Annotated in this window: 16 protein-coding genes and 1 tRNA gene; 14 read left to right on the top strand and 3 right to left on the bottom strand. The window is 70.6% G+C overall.

Translation table 11 applies throughout. The features are described 5' to 3' along the window. Window positions 1–94 precede the first annotated feature (94 nt). The gene (locus GI374_RS03810) at window positions 95–1,300 is read right to left on the bottom strand and encodes a penicillin-binding protein activator (protein WP_154335694.1); all 1,206 of its coding nucleotides are present in this window, start codon (window positions 1,298–1,300) and stop codon (window positions 95–97) included. A gap of 98 nt (window positions 1,301–1,398) precedes the next feature. Between GI374_RS03810 and rsmI the strand changes: the two genes are divergently transcribed. The 3 genes from rsmI (at window position 1,399) to gshB (ending at window position 3,733) form a co-directional block, all read left to right on the top strand. Then, entirely contained in the window at window positions 1,399–2,343 is a 945-nt protein-coding gene (gene rsmI, locus GI374_RS03805; protein WP_154335693.1) for a 16S rRNA (cytidine(1402)-2'-O)-methyltransferase, read from the top strand. Then, window positions 2,330–2,704: a YraN family protein gene (locus tag GI374_RS03800; RefSeq protein ID WP_154335996.1), complete on the top strand. Its 375-nt coding sequence runs from the start codon at window positions 2,330–2,332 to the stop codon at window positions 2,702–2,704. Before rsmI ends, GI374_RS03800 begins: the two co-directional genes overlap by 14 nt. A gap of 63 nt (window positions 2,705–2,767) precedes the next feature. Further along, window positions 2,768–3,733: a glutathione synthase gene (gshB, locus tag GI374_RS03795; protein WP_154335692.1), complete on the top strand. Its 966-nt coding sequence runs from the start codon at window positions 2,768–2,770 to the stop codon at window positions 3,731–3,733. A gap of 90 nt (window positions 3,734–3,823) precedes the next feature. On the opposite strand, the gene GI374_RS03790 is transcribed toward gshB, so the two are convergent. Then, window positions 3,824–5,341: a YifB family Mg chelatase-like AAA ATPase gene (locus GI374_RS03790; RefSeq protein WP_154335691.1), complete on the bottom strand. Its 1,518-nt coding sequence runs from the start codon at window positions 5,339–5,341 to the stop codon at window positions 3,824–3,826. Window positions 5,342–5,515: 174 nt separating this feature from the next. Between GI374_RS03790 and coaBC the strand changes: the two genes are divergently transcribed. The 11 genes from coaBC (at window position 5,516) to GI374_RS03735 (ending at window position 15,078) form a co-directional block, all read left to right on the top strand. After that, the gene (gene coaBC / locus GI374_RS03785; protein WP_154335690.1) at window positions 5,516–6,754 is read left to right on the top strand and encodes a bifunctional phosphopantothenoylcysteine decarboxylase/phosphopantothenate--cysteine ligase CoaBC; all 1,239 of its coding nucleotides are present in this window, start codon (window positions 5,516–5,518) and stop codon (window positions 6,752–6,754) included. After that, window positions 6,751–7,818, top strand: coding sequence for a cysteine desulfurase family protein (locus GI374_RS03780; protein WP_154335689.1), 1,068 nt, complete (start codon window positions 6,751–6,753; stop codon window positions 7,816–7,818). The genes coaBC and GI374_RS03780 overlap by 4 nt, the downstream gene beginning before the upstream one ends. Window positions 7,819–7,820: 2 nt before the next feature. Then, a complete protein-coding gene (gene sufB, locus GI374_RS03775; protein ID WP_370515126.1) occupies window positions 7,821–9,359 on the top strand; it encodes a Fe-S cluster assembly protein SufB in 1,539 nt (512 codons plus the stop codon). Next, complete coding sequence (locus GI374_RS03770; protein ID WP_154335688.1) at window positions 9,356–9,682, top strand: hypothetical protein; 327 nt, start codon at window positions 9,356–9,358, stop codon at window positions 9,680–9,682. Before sufB ends, GI374_RS03770 begins: the two co-directional genes overlap by 4 nt. Before the next feature lie 95 nt (window positions 9,683–9,777). Further along, the gene (locus tag GI374_RS03765) at window positions 9,778–10,620 is read left to right on the top strand and encodes an FkbM family methyltransferase (protein ID WP_229582589.1); all 843 of its coding nucleotides are present in this window, start codon (window positions 9,778–9,780) and stop codon (window positions 10,618–10,620) included. A gap of 11 nt (window positions 10,621–10,631) precedes the next feature. Continuing rightward, window positions 10,632–11,384: a Fe-S cluster assembly ATPase SufC gene (gene sufC / locus GI374_RS03760; protein ID WP_370515125.1), complete on the top strand. Its 753-nt coding sequence runs from the start codon at window positions 10,632–10,634 to the stop codon at window positions 11,382–11,384. Next, window positions 11,385–12,665: a SufD family Fe-S cluster assembly protein gene (locus GI374_RS03755; RefSeq protein WP_154335687.1), complete on the top strand. Its 1,281-nt coding sequence runs from the start codon at window positions 11,385–11,387 to the stop codon at window positions 12,663–12,665. Then, window positions 12,662–13,162, top strand: a complete 501-nt coding sequence (locus tag GI374_RS03750; RefSeq protein ID WP_370515124.1) for a hypothetical protein — start codon at window positions 12,662–12,664, stop codon at window positions 13,160–13,162. Before GI374_RS03755 ends, GI374_RS03750 begins: the two co-directional genes overlap by 4 nt. Beyond that, window positions 13,159–13,752 (top strand): YIP1 family protein, encoded by a 594-nt coding sequence (locus GI374_RS03745; RefSeq protein ID WP_154335686.1) that lies wholly within the window; start codon window positions 13,159–13,161, stop codon window positions 13,750–13,752. The genes GI374_RS03750 and GI374_RS03745 overlap by 4 nt, the downstream gene beginning before the upstream one ends. After that, a complete protein-coding gene (locus tag GI374_RS03740) occupies window positions 13,749–14,960 on the top strand; it encodes a cysteine desulfurase (RefSeq protein WP_154335685.1) in 1,212 nt (403 codons plus the stop codon). Before GI374_RS03745 ends, GI374_RS03740 begins: the two co-directional genes overlap by 4 nt. A gap of 41 nt (window positions 14,961–15,001) precedes the next feature. Next, window positions 15,002–15,078 (top strand) — tRNA-Arg (locus GI374_RS03735). A gap of 8 nt (window positions 15,079–15,086) precedes the next feature. Here the strand turns inward: GI374_RS03735 and GI374_RS03730 are convergent. Beyond that, on the bottom strand, window positions 15,087–15,518 hold the full coding sequence (locus GI374_RS03730; RefSeq protein WP_154335684.1) for a DUF1810 domain-containing protein: 432 nt from the start codon (window positions 15,516–15,518) through the stop codon (window positions 15,087–15,089). Window positions 15,519–15,546 lie beyond the last annotated feature (28 nt).

The following is a 15,546-nucleotide window of genomic DNA, read 5'->3' as shown; positions in this document are numbered from 1 at the left end:
GCAGGGTCGAACAGCGGATGCGCGCCGGGAAGGCCCGGCGCGCCGGGGAGGCCCTCGGCCTCGCCCTCGGTTGCGGTGTCGGGCTCGGCCAAGATCAGGAGCCGAAGCCCCGGAAGCTGCGCGGCGCCGGGTCGAGGATCACGACCTGCTGGTTGCGCACCGTGGCGACCGCAAGGCCGCGGGTCGTGGTGCCATTGCGGTCGAGGCGGAAGACACCGTTCACGCCCGCAAACCCGGCCGGGCGGGTCAGGGCGCCGGTGGTCAGCGCGTCGGCGCGGCCGGCCCGGACGAGCGCCGCGACGGCCGAGATGCCGTCATAGGCGAGCCCCGCGAGGGCATGCGGCCGCTCGCCATAGGCCGACTGGTAGCGGGCGTCGAACTGCTGGCGCAGCGCGAGGTCCGGCAGCGCGAACCAGCCGCCCTGGACGCCCGGAATGGTCAGCCGCACCGCCGGCTCGTCGAAGCGGGTCAGGCCCATCAGCTGCGTCCCCGGCGTGACCCCGGCGGCGAGAAGCCCGTTGCTGAGATAGGGCAGGACAGCCGCCTGGTTCGCGGTCATGAACACCGCGTCGATCTGGTTCGCCTGCGCCGCGGCGGCGATCGCCGGGATCGCGGCGTCGATGCCGGTGGTCGAGATCTGGTGGTTGACGCGGCCGACGAACACCGCCCCGTTGCGCGAGATCGCCGCCTGGATCGCATTGGCGCCGAGTTGACCCGCCACGTCATCCTCGGCCACCACCATGAACCGCCGCTTGCCCTGGCCGAGGCCGTAGCCGACGAGCCGGTCGGCGACGTTCCCGAAGCTGGTCCCCAGCGTGTAGACGTTGCCCCCCGCGATCTCGGTGTTGTTGGAGAAACTCAGCACGTTGATCCCGGCGCCGCGGGCGACGGAGCCGACCGCGTTCGCCGCATCGGCATGGAGCGGCCCGACGATGATCTGCGCGCCGGCGCCGATCGCCTCGCTGGCCCGCGCCGCGGCCGAGGCGGCATCGGCCCCGGTCGGATAGACCCGCAGGTCGATCCGCGCCCCCTGGGCATCGGCCGCCGCCATCCGGCCCGCGTTGCCGAGCGAGCGGCCGAGCCATTCGAGATCGGCATCGCCGGAGCCGGTCGGAACCAGCAGCGCGACCGTGACCGGCTGCGAGGGGTCGATCGACGGCCCGATGCCTGGCCCCGAGGCTGCGGTGCCGAAAGCGCCCGGCTCGCAGGCGGCGAGGAGCGCGGCCGCGGTCGCGGCGGCGGCGATCCGGGCGAGGCGGGGCAGCGTGGCGGCGCGCAGGCGCGGCAGGATGGCGAACATGGCGATCTTTCCTGTGGCTCGGGGGCGTCGTACAGGGCAACGCTATGTGATCGACCCAGGCACCGCAATCACGCGCCGCGCGCCAAGGGAGGCCGCCGATGACCGTCCCGCGACCCGCCGAAGACGCGGCCGCCGTGACCCTCACGCTGAAGCGCGAGGCGCCCGAACCCGGCCTCTACCTCCTCGCCATGCCGATCGGCGCCGCGCGGGACATCACGCTGCGCGCGCTCGACCTGCTCAACACCGCCGATGTGCTGGCCGCCGAGGACACCCGCACCCTGCGCCACCTGATGACGATCCACGGCATCCCGCTCCGCGGCCGAAGGATCTTGGCGTGTCACGACCACAACGAAGCGGCAGCGGCGGCGGGGCTGCTGGCGGCGCTGGCCGAGGGCCGCACCGTGGCCTACGCCTCCGAGGCAGGAACGCCCTCGGTCTCCGACCCCGGCTTCCGCCTCGCCCGCGACGCGGCGGGGGCGGGATACAGGGTCAATGCGGTGCCCGGACCCTCCGCCGTGCTGGCGGCACTGGTCGCCTCGGGGATGCCGAGCGACCGCTTCCTCTTTGCCGGCTTTGCTCCGGCCGCCAGGGCGGCGCGGCGGCGCTGGCTGGAGGAACTGCTGGCGGTCGAGGCGACTGTGATAATCTTTGAAAATCCTAGGCGTGTTAAAGACCTGTTTGCGGATTTGTGCGATATTGATTCGGAGCGGGAGAGCGCGATCTGCCGCGAACTGACGAAAAAGTTCGAGGAGGTGCGGCGCGGGACGGTGCGTGATCTCGCCGGGCCCGAGCTCGACGGACTGAGGGGCGAGGTGGTCGTTCTCGTGGATCGCAGCCGTTCCGGTGCGGGCGGCGGGGATGCGGAGGCGATGATCTCGGCGGCGTTGGAGGAGGGGCTGTCGGTGCGCGACGCCGCGGCGCGCGTGGCTGCGGCGCTGGGACGCCCGCGGCGGGAACTGTATCAACTGGCGCTCGCGATGGCGGGCGGGGCGGCTGCGAAGGATGAGGGGGAAGACAGTGGCGATGCAGATGGAACCGGGTGAAGCCTCGGCTGCGCGGTCGCGGCGCGGTGCGGTCGCATGGGCTTCGGGCCATGCCGCCGAAGAGAGTGTCGCCCGTCGCTACGAGATGGCGGGCTGCGCTATCCTCGAGCGGCGCTGGCGCGGTGCCTCGGGCGAAATCGACCTGATCGTGCGCGAGGGCGAGACCATCGTCTTTGTCGAGGTCAAGCAGTCCAGCAGCTTCGCCTCGGCCGCCGAACGGCTCTGCCGCCGGCAGATGGACCGCATCTGCCTCGCGGCCTGCGAATTTTGCGGCACCGATTGCGACATGCGTTTCGACGCGGCACTGGTTGACGCGCAGGGCCGGGTCGAACTGGTCCAGAACGCCTTCGGCTGGCACTGACCTGCGGCTTGCGGTTGGTTCCGATCCGCTTCAAACCGGGGCCGAGCCGCGCAAGGAGCCGAAATGGGACTGAATGTTGCCCTGCAGATGGACCCGATCGAGGCCGTCGACATCGATGGCGACAGCACCTTCCGCATCGGGCTGGAGGCGCAGGCGCGTGGTCACAAGCTGTTTCAGTACACCGTGGACCGGCTGGTTTTCGATGAAGGCCGGCTGAGCGTCTACGGGCGCGCGGTCGAATTGAACCGCAAGCTGGGCGCGCATGTCGCGTTCGGCCCCTGGGAGGAGCGGGCGCTGGATTCCTTTGACGTCGTCTGGCTGCGTCAGGATCCGCCTTTCGACATGGCCTACATCACCTCGACCCATCTGCTGGAGCGGGCGGGAGGCTCGACCCTGGTGGTCAACGATCCCTTCTGGGTTCGCAACAGCCCCGAGAAGCTGATGGTCCTCGATTTCCCCGACCTGACGCCTCCGACGATGATCGCCCGCGATCCCGAGGCGGTGCGCGCGTTCCGGGCGCGGCATGGCGACATCATCCTCAAGCCGCTTTACGGCAACGGCGGTGCCGGGGTGTTCCACCTGCCGACCGAGGACCGCAACCTGGCCTCGCTGATGGAGATGTTCGCGGGCATGAGCCGCGAGCCGATGATCGCGCAGAAATACATCGCCGCCGTGACCCGGGGCGACAAGCGGATCATCCTCGTGGACGGGGAGATCGCCGGGGCGATCAACCGGGTGCCGGCCGAGGGCGAGGCGCGCTCCAACATGCATGTGGGCGGGCGGGCCGAGAAGTCGTCGCTGACCGAACGCGAGCGGGAGATCTGCGCCCGGATCGCGCCCGCGCTGCGCGAGAAGGGGCTGCTTTTCACCGGAATCGATGTGATCGACGGCTGGCTGACGGAGATCAACGTCACCTCGCCGACCGGCCTGCAGGAACTTGAGCGGTTCGATGGCACGAACGCCTCGGCAATGATATGGGAGGCGGTGGAGCGGCGTCTGGCGGCGCGCCGGCGTGCTGCCGGGGGCTGAAACCACCTTCGCTGCATTGCGCGAGCCTGCGCCCGTCTACCGGTGTGCCCGGCTCGTGACGCTCGTTTGCCAGTGGCAGTCCACTGAACATCATCCCCCGGGCACGAAGGGCAGCCGGTAGCTGATCGCCTCCGCCAGGTGCTGCTTGCTGATGTTCGTCGCGCCGTCGAGGTCGGCGATGGTGCGGGCGGTGCGCAGCACGCGGTGGTAGCCGCGGGCGGTGAGGCCGAGGCGGTCGGCCGCCCGGCGGACGAGGTCGCGGCATTCGGCATCGAGCGGCGCGATCTGCTCGAGCAGCGCGCCGGACGCGTCGGCGTTGACGCGCACGCCGCCGTGGCTCGCGAATCGGTGGGTCTGCACCTCGCGCGCCGCGGTGACGCGGGCGGCCACCGTGGCGCTGGGCTCGGCCGCCGAGGCCGGCAGCGCGAGGTCGTCGAGCGTCACGGCAGGCACCTCGATGCGCAGGTCGAAGCGGTCCATCAGCGGGCCGGAGATGCGCGCGAGGTAGTCGGCGCCACACAGGGGCGCCTTGCTGCAGGCGCGGGCCGGGTCGGCGAGGTGGCCGCAGCGGCAGGGGTTTGCGGCGGCGATCAGCAGGAAGCGGCAGGGATAGCGGATATGGGCGTTGGCGCGCGCCACGACCACTTCGCCCGATTCAATGGGCTGCCGGAGGGTCTCCAGCACCGGGCGCGCAAACTCCGGCAGTTCGTCGAGGAAGAGGACGCCGTTGTGGGCGAGGCTGATCTCGCCCGGCTTGGCGCCCCGGCCGCCGCCGACGATGGCGGCCATCGAGGCGGTGTGGTGCGGCTCGCGGAAGGGTGCGGTGCGTGAGATGCCGCCCTCCTCCAGCGTGCCGGCGAGCGAATGGATCATCGAGGTTTCGAGCGCTTCGGCCGGGGAAAGGACCGGCATCAGGCCGGGCAGACAGGCGGCGAGCATGGACTTGCCGGCGCCGGGAGGGCCCACCATCAGCAGGTGATGGCGGCCGGCGGCGGCGATCTCGATCGCGCGCCGGGCACGTTCCTGGCCGCGGACCTCGGCGAGGTCGCGCGTGGCGGCGGGGGCAGGGACTTCGCCGGGTGCGGCGGTGGCCAGGGGCGCCCGGCCGGTCAGGTGGTCGATCGCCTCGCGCAGATGCGCGGGTGCGAAGACCGGGACCGACGCGACCCAGGCGGCTTCCGGGCCGCAGGTCCGGGGGCAGAGGAGCGCGCGCTCGTCCTCGGCCGCGGCCATCGCGGCAGGCAGGGCGCCGTTCACCGCCACCAGCCGGCCGTCGAGCGCCAGTTCGCCCAGCGAAACCACGCGCTCCAGCTCCTCGGCCGGGATGATCTCGAGCGCGGCGAGGACCGCGAGCGCGATCGGCAGGTCGAAATGCGAGCCTTCCTTCGGCAGGTCGGCCGGCGAGAGGTTCACCGTCACGCGCTTCGAGGGCAGCGCCACGGCGAGGGCGCCGAAGGCCGCGCGCACCCGCTCGCGCGCCTCGCTGACGGCCTTGTCGGGCAGGCCCACAACCGCAAAGCTCGGCAGGCCCGGCGCCACCGAGCATTGCACCTCCACCAGGCGCGCCTCGACGCCCTCGAAGGCGACGGAATAGGCGATGGCCACCATGTTCTTGTCCCCCGCGGCGACGCTCGCAGGAACGGGTTAAGAACGCGTTAACGCGGCCGCGGCTACGATCCTTCGTACGAAGGATCGTTTCCGAATTTTCGTACGAAAATTCGGCTTGCTTGCCCGCGCGGCCGTCGCGGCTTAGGGTCCGCGCGAGCACCAACGCGCGAGACCATGCAGGGCAGACGCATCCTTCTGATCGTCGGCGGCGGGATTGCCGCCTTCAAGATCCCGGAACTGATCCGGCTGATCCGCGGCGCGGGGGCCGAGGTCAGCCCGGTGCTGACCGCCGCGGGGGCGGAATTCGTGACGCCGCTGACGCTCTCGGCGCTGGCCGGGGCGCCGGTCAACGAGGCGCTGTTCGACGTCGGCCGCGAGGCGGAGATCGGGCATATCCAGCTGTCGCGGAACGCCGATCTGGTCGTGGTCGCACCCGCGACGGCGGACCTGCTGGCGAAGATGGCGGCCGGGCTGGCGGATGATCTCGCCTCGACGCTGCTGCTGGCCACCGACAAGCGGGTGCTGGTCGCCCCGGCGATGAACGTGCGGATGTGGCATCATCCTGCGACGCAGCGGAACCTTGCGACCCTGGCGCAGGACGGCGTGCTGTTCGTCGGGCCGGACGAGGGCGACATGGCCTGCGGCGAGTTCGGGTCGGGGCGGATGTCGGAACCCCCGGCGATCCTTGGCGCGATCCGCGAGGCGCTGGGAGGGCAGCCGCGGATCGCGGGCACGGCCTCGCTGCCGGGGCCGGGGCGGCTTACGGGGCGGCGCGTCGTCGTCACCTCCGGGCCGACGCATGAGCCGATCGACCCGGTGCGCTACATCGCCAATCGCAGCTCGGGCGCGCAGGGCGCGGCGATTGCCGCGGCGCTGCGCGATCAGGGGGCGCGGGTGGTGTTCGTCACCGGCCCTGCGACGGTGCCGCCGCCCAAGGGCGTCGAGGTGGTGCCGGTCGAGACGGCCGACGAGATGCGCGCCGCGGTCGAGGCGGCGCTGCCGGCCGATGTCGCGGTGATGGCGGCGGCGGTGGCGGACTGGAAGGTGCTGAACCGTGCCGGGGGCAAGGTGAAGAAGGACGGCTCGGGTCGGCCTCCGACGCTCGAACTGGGCGAGAACCCTGATATTCTCCGCTGGGTGAGCGGGCTGGGGTCGGACCGCCCGCGGCTGGTCGTGGGTTTCGCGGCCGAGACGGATGATGTCGTCGCCCATGCCACCGCCAAGCGGGCGCGCAAGGGGTGCGACTGGATCTTGGCGAATGACGTCTCGCCCGGCACCGGGATCATGGGCGGGGCCGAGAACGCGGTCACGCTGATCACCGACAGCGGGGCTGAGGAATGGCCGCGGATGGGCAAGGACGCGGTCGCGCGGCGGCTGGCGGAGCGGATCGCGGCCGCGCTGGAGGCGACATGAGCCGGGTCTATCTCGACTGGAACGCCACCGCGCCGCTCAGGCCCGAGGCACGGGCGGCGATGGCGGAGGCGGGCGAGCTGCCGGGCAACCCGTCCTCGGTTCATGCCGAGGGGCGGGCGGCGAAGATGGCGCTCGAGCGGGCGCGCGAGGCGATCCTGAGCGCGCTCGGCGCGGATTCGGCGGAGCTGGTCTTCACCTCCGGCGCGACCGAGGCGGCGGCGCTTGCGATGCAGGGCCGCGGGCTGGCCTGCGCCGCGGTGGAGCATGACGCGGTGCTGGCCTGGTGCGAGCCCTCGCTGCCCGTGGCCGCGGATGGGCGCGTCACGGTCGCGGACCCGCACCGCGCCACGCTGCAACTGGCGAATGGCGAGACGGGTGTGCTGCAGGACCTCCCCGCGGGGCTGGCGGTTGCCGATCTCACGCAGGGGTTCGGCAAGATCCCCTTCGCCTTCGACTGGTCGGGGATCGAGGCGGGGTTCGTCTCGGCCCACAAGCTCGGCGGGCCGAAGGGGGTCGGCGCGCTGATCCTGCGCCCCGGCACCGAGGTCGAGGCGCGAATCAGGGGTGGCGGGCAGGAGCGCGGGCGGCGCGCCGGGACCGAGAACCTGATCGGCATCGCGGGCTTTGCCGCCGCGGCCGAGGCCGCGCAGCGCGAGATTGCGGCAGGAATCCCAGAAAAATTGTCGGAAATGCGCGATCGCCTGCAAAGGGCTCTGGAAGCCGGGGCCGGAACCACTACATATCCCGGCAGCGAGACACGGCGGCTGCCCGGAACGCTCTCTGTCGTGACGCCGGGCTGGCCGGGCGAGACGCAGGTGATGCAGATGGACCTTGCCGGTTTCGCGGTTTCGGCGGGCTCGGCCTGCTCGTCCGGGAAGGCCCGGCCGAGCGGTGTTCTGCGTGCCATGGGCGTGAGTGATGCCGATGCGACATGCGCGATCCGCGTGTCCTTCGGTGCCGGCACGACCGCCGAGGAGCTTGACCGCTTCGCCGCCGCGTGGCTTGCCGCGCATGACAGGTGGCGAGCACGACGCGATGGCCGGGACCGCCCGGCAGGAGGGTGAGAATGGCCGAGGCAGCGATGGCGCTTGACGATACGGATCTGGAAGTGCGGGAGGGCGTGGACGCCCAGACCGTCGCGACCGTGCAGAACATGGGCGCCTATAAATACGGCTGGGACACCGACATCGAGATGGAGTTCGCGCCCAAGGGCGTGAACGAGGACATCGTGCGCCTGATCTCGGAGCGCAACGACGAGCCGGAATGGATGACCGAGTGGCGGCTGACCGCGCTGCGCCGCTGGCAGGACATGGCAGAGCCGAAATGGGCGCTGCTGAACTATCCGGCGATCGACTATCAGGACCAGTATTACTACGCCCGGCCCAAGAGCATGGCGGAGAGGCCGAAGTCGCTGGACGACGTCGATCCGAAGCTGCTGGCGACCTATGAGAAGCTGGGTATCCCGCTGAAAGAGCAGGAAATCCTCGCCGGCGTCGAGGGCGCGGGCGCGGTCCCGGCCGAGGGGCGCAAGGTCGCGGTGGACGCGGTCTTCGACAGTGTCAGCCTCGGCACCACCTTCAAGGACGAGCTGGCCAAGGCAGGGGTGATCTTCTGCTCGATCAGCGAGGCGATCCGCGAGCATCCCGAGCTGGTGAAGAAGTATCTCGGCTCGGTCGTGCCGCAGTCCGACAACTACTTCGCCACGCTGAACAGCGCCGTCTTCTCGGACGGGTCGTTCGTCTACATCCCGCCGAACACCCGCTGCCCGATGGAGCTTTCGACCTATTTCCGCATCAATGCCGAGAATACCGGCCAGTTCGAGCGCACGCTGATCATTGCCGACAAGGGCTCGTATGTGAGCTACCTCGAGGGCTGCACCGCGCCCAAGCGCGACACCGCGCAGCTGCACGCGGCGGTGGTCGAGATCGTGATCCTAGAGGACGCCGAGGTCAAATACTCGACTGTCCAGAACTGGTTCCCCGGCGACGAGGAAGGCCGCGGCGGCATCTACAACTTCGTCACCAAGCGCGCCGACTGCCGCGAGGCGCGGGCCAAGGTGATGTGGACGCAGGTCGAGACCGGCTCGGCGATCACTTGGAAATATCCGTCCTGCATCCTGCGGGGCGATGAATCGCAGGGCGAGTTCTACTCGATCGCCATCACCAACAACCGCCAGCAGGCCGACACCGGCACCAAGATGATCCATCTGGGCAAGAACACCCGCTCGCGGATCGTCTCGAAGGGGATTAGCGCGGGCCAGGCGCAGAACACCTATCGGGGCCTCGTCACGATGCACCCGAAGGCGACGGACAGCCGCAACTACACCCAGTGCGACAGCCTGCTGATCGGCGACCAGTGCGGCGCGCATACGGTGCCCTATATCGAGGTCAAGAACATGTCCTCGCGGGTCGAGCATGAGGCCACGACCTCCAAGGTCGACGAGGACCAGCTGTTCTACTGCCGCGCCCGCGGCGTCGGCGAGGAGGAGGCGGTGGCGCTGGTCGTCAACGGCTTCTGCCGCGAGGTCCTGCAGGCGCTGCCGATGGAGTTCGCGATGGAGGCGCAGAGCCTCGTCGCCATCAGCCTCGAGGGGAGCGTCGGATGACCAGCCCCGGCAAGCCCGTCGTGCTGCTGGTCGGCAAGCTTCCGGGCGTCGTCGGTGACATCGCCCGGCAGTTGAGCGACATGCAGGTCGAGTGGCTGGGCGCGCATGACCGGGCCGAGGTGATCCGCCAGCTCGAGGCCGAGCCGCGGATCGCCTGCGTCGTTATGGGCGCGGGCCTCGACGACACGGCGCGCGGCGAGCTGGTCGGCGTCATCGCCGCGCGGCGGCCGGATCTGACGATCCACCTAAAGGATCGCACCTCCGGCCCGGACGGCATGGCGCCCTTCGTGCGCAAGGTGGTGGACGCGCTCGTCCTCGCGTGAGCGGGCGCTGATGCGCCCTCGAGGGTTGCGGTGGATTGGGAACGACCAATGGGGTTCGGAATGGAGGCGCAGAGGCTGATGCCCGCGGTGGCGGCATGACGGCGGCGGTTCTTCGCGACACCGCGGCGGTGGCGCTGCCCGCGCCCGAGGCGGTCGGCCCCGGTTATTTCGACACCGCGGCCGCCCTTGCGGCGCTGGCCGACGGCAGGCCCGTAGCCTTCCCGCCCTTCGAGCTGGTGCATTGGGGCGGGCTGACCTTCGCGCTGAACTACCGCCGCGACCCGATCCAGAACGCGTTGCGTCGGGGCCGCTTCTACGAGGCCGAGGAACTGGCCGAACTCGGCCGTCGCCTGCCCTCCGGCGCGCATGTCATCGACATCGGCGCCAATATCGGCAACCACGCGGTCTGGTTCGCCGCCCGCATGAACGCCGCCCGCGTGGTGGTCATCGAGCCGAACCCCCTCGCCACCGCGCCGCTGCTGGCCAATGTGGTGATGAACGGGCTCACGGGGCGCATCTGCACCGATCTGCTGGGTGTCGGCCTCGCCGACCGCAGCGACAGCGGCTTCGCCATCCGCCGCCACGACCGCAATCTCGGCGCGAGCAAGATGCGCAGGCGCGAGGATGGGGCGGGGCGCTTCTCGGTCCATGCGGGCGACGACCTGCTGGCCGGCGAGCGCGCCGACCTGGTCAAGATCGACGTCGAGGGGATGGAACTGCAGGTGCTGCTGGGCCTCCGCGACACCATCGCCCGCTGCCGGCCGCTGATGCTGGTCGAGGTCACGGACCAGAACCTGCCCGGCTTCGAGGCGTGGCGCACTGCTGCCGGATATGTCACTGCCCGCACCTGGAAGGTCGGGCCGAAGAACGCCAACCACCTGATCGAACCCGCCGAAGGCCGGCGCGCGACCGTAAGCGCGCCCGCGGCGGACAACTGAAAGGACGAGACGTGCTGAAGGTCGAAAACCTCCATGTGAAGCTTGAGGACGAGGACAAGGAGATCCTCAAGGGCCTGACCCTCGAGGTGCCCGCCGGCGAGGTCCATGCCATCATGGGGCCGAACGGCTCGGGCAAGTCGACGCTCTCCTACGTCCTCGCCGGCCGCGACGGCTACGAGGTCACGCAAGGGTCCGCCACGCTCGACGGCCGCGACATCCTCGAGATGGACCCGGAGGTGCGCGCAGCCGAGGGGCTGTTCCTCGCGTTCCAGTATCCGGTCGAGATCCCCGGCGTCGGCAACATGACCTTCCTGCGCACGGCCTTGAACGCGCAGCTGAAGGCGCGGGGGCAGGCGGAGCTCAGCTCGGGCGATTTCCTCAAGCTGGTGCGCGAGAAGGCGAAGGCGCTGGCGATCGACGCCGACATGCTGCGCCGAGGGGTCAATGTGGGCTTTTCGGGCGGCGAGAAGAAGCGCAACGAGATCCTGCAGATGGCGGTTCTGGAGCCGCGCATGTGCATCCTCGACGAGACCGACTCCGGCCTCGACGTGGACGCGATGCGGCTGGTGGCCGACGGCGTCAACGCGCTGCGCTCGCCCGACCGGGCGTTCCTCGTCATCACCCACTACCAGCGGCTGCTGGACCATATCGTGCCGGACGTGGTGCATATCCTCTCGAACGGCCGCATCGTGCGATCCGGCGGGCCGGAGCTGGCCCTCGAGGTCGAGGAGTCGGGCTACGGCGAGATGGTGGAGGGCAGCTGAATGGCGGATCAGGCTCTCCTTTCCAATGACGCGGTGCTGGTCGGCGCGGCCGACCCGCTGCCGCAGGACGCTCTGACCCCCGCCCGCGAGGCGGCGCGCGAGCGGGTCGAGACGCTGGGCCTCCCGGGCCGGCGCGACGAATACTGGCGCTTCACGCGGCCCGACGCGTTCCTCGCCCCCGATGCTCCGGCCGTCCCGCTGCCCGAGGGCGACGGCATCCTGTTTGCCGAGGTGGATCGGCTGAAGCTGGTCTTCGTGGACGGCCGTTTCGACGCTTCCGCCTCGGATGCGCTCGAACTCGACGGCGTCGAGATCGCGCCGCTGTCCGAGGCACCTTGGGCCGCCTCGCTCTACGGCAGCCTCGAAGGCCGCGCCCATATCCCGGTGCCGCGCCCCTTCGCGGCGCTGAACACCGCGGCGGCGGTCGAGGGGCTGGCGATCCACGTCACCGGCAAGGTCTCGCGCCCGATCCACATCCTGCACCGCAGCAGCGACGGGACGGCGGATGCCCTCTGGCACCACGTCATCCGCGTCGAGCCGGGCGCCGAGGCGACGATCCTCGAGACCGGCATCGCCGGCGCACGGCAGAACGCGGTGATCGAGGCCGACATCGCCGAGGGCGGCCGCCTGCACATGATCGCCGCCAAGCGGGCGGGCGTGCCGGAGCTGTCGCTCGGCCACCTCTTCGCCCGCGTGGCCGAGGGCGGCACGCTGAAAAGCTTCGAGCTGGCGCTCGACGGCCGCGTGATGCGGCGCGAGACCGTCGTGGAGATGGCCGGCGACGACGCGGTGGTCCATGTGGCGGGCGCGAGCTACGGCCGCGACAAGGGCTTCCATCACGACGACACGATCTTCATCAGCCATGCGGGGCTGCGCGGCGAGAGCCGGCAGGTCTTCAAGAAGGTCCTGCAGGGCGGCGCCACCGGCGTCTTCCAGGGCAAGATCCTGGTCAAGCCCGGCGCGCAGAAGACCGACGGCTACCAGATCAGCCAGGCGCTGCTGCTGGACGACGGCAGCCAGTTCCTCGCCAAGCCCGAGCTGGAGATCCACGCCGATGACGTGAAATGCAGCCACGGCTCGACCACCGGCGCGCTGGACGAGACGGCGCTGTTCTATCTGCGCTCGCGGGGCGTGCCGCGGCCTCGGGCGGTGGTGCTGATGGTGCTCTCGTTCCTCGCCGCCGCGCTCGAGGAGATCGAGGACGAGGCGCTGCGGACGCAGGTCGCCGACCGGCTGGACGAGGCCCTGACCGAGGGCCTGAACGACGGGGGCGCGGCGTGACGACGCTCCCCGCCCGGCGCGGCATCGTCCCGCGGGTGCTGGAAAGCTGGGTGGCCCCGCGCCGGGTGGTGCGGGGCCTCTCCGACTTTACCGAGCCAGCGCTGCTGGCGCTGCTGATGGCGGCGATGATGGTCTTTCTGCTGGCGCAGGCGCCCGGTCACGCGCGGGCGGCGACGCTGGACCCCACGGTGCCGCTCGACGTGCGGATCGCCGGGGCGATGATGGGCGTGATATTCATCCTGCCGCTCCTGGCCTACACGGTCGCGCTGATCGTTTCGCTTGCCGCCCGGCTGACGCCGTGGCGGATCGAGCCGCGCCATTCGCGCCTGGCGCTGTTCTGGGCGCTGCTGGCCGTGGCGCCGGCAATGCTGCTCACGGGGCTCACAGCGGGGCTGATCGGCCCTGGCCCGGCCCTGGTGCTGACCAATGTGATCGCGGGCCTGGGCTTCCTCGTCATCTGGGGTGCCGGCCTCTCGACGCTCGCGGTCCGCGCATGAGCTTCGCGCAGGGCTGGCAACTGCTGCAACTGTCGCTGAAGGCGCCCGACGCGGCGCTCGCCGCTCTGCGTGGCCTCGGGCTGACGATGGGCGAGCGGTGGATGGCGCTTGCCCTCATGGCGGCCCTCTCGACCCTGCTTGCCTGGGCGGCGGAGGCGATGTTCCCCATCGAGGTGGCGGGACCCATGTCGATCCTGTCGCAGGCGCCGCTGATGCTGGCGGCCATGCAGTTCGCCGCCGCCGCTTTCGGCGCCGCGCTCGTGACGATGGTCGGCCGCGCCTTCGGCGGCACCGGCAGCTTCGCCGACGCGGTCCTCGTCATCGCTTGGATCGAGGCCGTGATCGTCGCGCTGCAAGCGGCGCAGCTCGTCCTGACGCTGCTGTTCCCGTTCGTGGCCGCGGTGCTGACCCTCGTGGCCTTCGCCGTCTACGTCATGCTGCTGGTGCGCCTCGTCACCGCGCTGCATGGTTTCCAGAACCCCTTTTTCGTGGGCCTTGCGATGCTGGGCACGCTGCTGCTGGCCGGAACGGTCCTCGGCGCGCTGCTGGGCGGCCTCGGCCTCGCGCCGGTGCCGGAGGTTGCGCCATGAGCTACGATGTCGAGGCGGTGCGCCGCGATTTCCCGATCCTCTCGCGGCAGGTGAACGGCCGCCCGCTGGTCTATCTCGACAACGGCGCCTCGGCGCAGAAGCCGCAGGCGGTGATCGACGCCGTGACCCGCGGCTATGCCGAGGAATACGCCAACGTCCATCGGGGCCTGCATTACCTGTCGAATCTCGCGACTGAGCGCTACGAGGCTGTGCGCACCACCATCGGCCGCTTCCTGAACGCGAGCGACCCCGAGGAGATCATCTTCACCGCCGGCTCCACCGAGGGCATCAACCTCGTCTCCTACGGCTGGGCCGCGCCGCGGCTGCGCGCGGGCGACGAGATCGTGCTCTCGGTCCTCGAGCACCACGCCAACATCGTGCCCTGGCACTTCCTGCGCGAGCGGCAGGGCGTGGTCCTCCGCTGGGTCGAGCCCGAGCCCGACGGCAGCCTGCCGCCCGAGAAGGTGCTGGCCGCCGTCACCCCCCGCACCCGCCTGATCGCCGTCACGCATATGTCGAACGTGACCGGCACCGTGGTCGATGTCGGCGCCGTCTGCCGCGGGACCGACGTGCCGGTGCTGGTGGACGGCAGCCAGGCCGCGGTCCACATGGCCGTCGATGTGCCGGCGATCGGCTGCGCCTTCTACTGCATCACCGGCCACAAGCTCTACGGCCCCTCCGGCTCCGGCGCGATCTGGATCGACCGCGCCCGGCAGGACGAGATGCGTCCCTTCATGGGCGGCGGCGACATGATCCGCGAGGTCACGCGCGACGCCGTCAGCTACGCCGACCCGCCGCTGCGGTTCGAGGCCGGGACGCCCGGCATCGTGAACCAGATCGGCCTCGGCGCGGCCCTCGAATACATGATGTCCCTCGGCATGGAGAACATCGCCGCGCATGAGCGCCGCCTGCGCGACCACGCCCGCGCCCGGCTGCGCTCGCTCAACTGGCTTCAAATGCAGGGCGATGCCCCCGGCAAGGGTGCCATTTTCTCGATGACCATGCAGGGCGCCCACGCCCACGACATCTCCACCATCCTCGACAAGCGCGGCATCGCCGTGCGCGCCGGCAGCCACTGCGCCATGCCGCTGATGGAGTTCTTCGGCCAGACCGCGACCGCCCGCGCGAGCTTCGGCCTCTACAACACCGAGGCCGAAATCGAGGCCCTGATCGACGCCCTGACCTTCTGCCACGAGCTCTTCGCCTGAGCCTTGCGGCATCCCCCACGCGCGTGTAGGAAGGCCCGCACGCACCCGTAGCTCAGCTGGATAGAGTGCTGCCCTCCGAAGGCAGAGGTCACAGGTTCGAATCCTGTCGGGTGCGCCAGTCCCTCCTTACCCCTCCAGCAGCCGCGTCGTTCGCGGGTCCGGCTCGCCGCCGTAGAACCGGTCCAGCCCGTCCTGGAACAGCCGCGCGTCCTCCGGCCCTGACGCCGCCGCCTTGAACAGCGTCAGGCATGAGCGCAGCTTGGCGTCGTCGGGGGTGCCGAGGATCTCGCGCGCGGTCCGGCCTTGGTGCCGCAGCACCAGCCTCACATGCCGCCGCAGCCGGTCGCCGAGGATCGGGTCGGCGAGGTAGCGGCGCGCTTCGGCGAGGTCGGCGACGCCGAAATATCTGGCCGTCGGCGAATGGCCGAGCTGGACCAGTTGCGGAAAGATGAACCACATCCAGTGGCTCCGCTTCTTCCCCGCCTCAAGCTCCGCCTCGACCTCCTCGAGGACGCCCTCCTGCGCGATGGTGAAACGCGTAACGTCGTTGTCGGGCATGGCGCTCTCCCCGTTTCGATCCGCTCTT

Origin of the sequence: Paracoccus sp. S-4012, from assembly GCF_009674885.1 — a bacterium.
In the GTDB taxonomy this organism is placed as follows: Bacteria; Pseudomonadota; Alphaproteobacteria; order Rhodobacterales; family Rhodobacteraceae; genus Paracoccus.
Note: the sequence above shows the minus strand (reverse complement) of the source record. Positions and strands in the feature narration are given on the sequence as shown.

Bases quoted from the DNA above. Each gene is read 5' to 3' on its own strand.
- GI374_RS03740 (WP_154335685.1), top strand. From the start codon at position 13,749: ATGAGCTACGATGTCGAGGCGGTGCGCCGCGATTTCCCGATCCTCTCG.
- GI374_RS03765 (WP_229582589.1), top strand. From the start codon at position 9,778: ATGACGGCGGCGGTTCTTCGCGACACCGCGGCGGTGGCGCTGCCCGCG.
- sufB (WP_370515126.1), top strand. From the start codon at position 7,821: ATGGCCGAGGCAGCGATGGCGCTTGACGATACGGATCTGGAAGTGCGG.
- GI374_RS03755 (WP_154335687.1), top strand. From the start codon at position 11,385: ATGGCGGATCAGGCTCTCCTTTCCAATGACGCGGTGCTGGTCGGCGCG.
- GI374_RS03770 (WP_154335688.1), top strand. From the start codon at position 9,356: ATGACCAGCCCCGGCAAGCCCGTCGTGCTGCTGGTCGGCAAGCTTCCG.
- GI374_RS03745 (WP_154335686.1), top strand. From the start codon at position 13,159: ATGAGCTTCGCGCAGGGCTGGCAACTGCTGCAACTGTCGCTGAAGGCG.
- GI374_RS03730 (WP_154335684.1), bottom strand. From the start codon at position 15,518: ATGCCCGACAACGACGTTACGCGTTTCACCATCGCGCAGGAGGGCGTC.
- GI374_RS03810 (WP_154335694.1), bottom strand. From the start codon at position 1,300: ATGTTCGCCATCCTGCCGCGCCTGCGCGCCGCCACGCTGCCCCGCCTC.
- GI374_RS03780 (WP_154335689.1), top strand. From the start codon at position 6,751: ATGAGCCGGGTCTATCTCGACTGGAACGCCACCGCGCCGCTCAGGCCC.
- coaBC (WP_154335690.1), top strand. From the start codon at position 5,516: ATGCAGGGCAGACGCATCCTTCTGATCGTCGGCGGCGGGATTGCCGCC.
- gshB (WP_154335692.1), top strand. From the start codon at position 2,768: ATGGGACTGAATGTTGCCCTGCAGATGGACCCGATCGAGGCCGTCGAC.
- rsmI (WP_154335693.1), top strand. From the start codon at position 1,399: ATGACCGTCCCGCGACCCGCCGAAGACGCGGCCGCCGTGACCCTCACG.
- GI374_RS03800 (WP_154335996.1), top strand. From the start codon at position 2,330: ATGGAACCGGGTGAAGCCTCGGCTGCGCGGTCGCGGCGCGGTGCGGTC.
- GI374_RS03790 (WP_154335691.1), bottom strand. From the start codon at position 5,341: ATGGTGGCCATCGCCTATTCCGTCGCCTTCGAGGGCGTCGAGGCGCGC.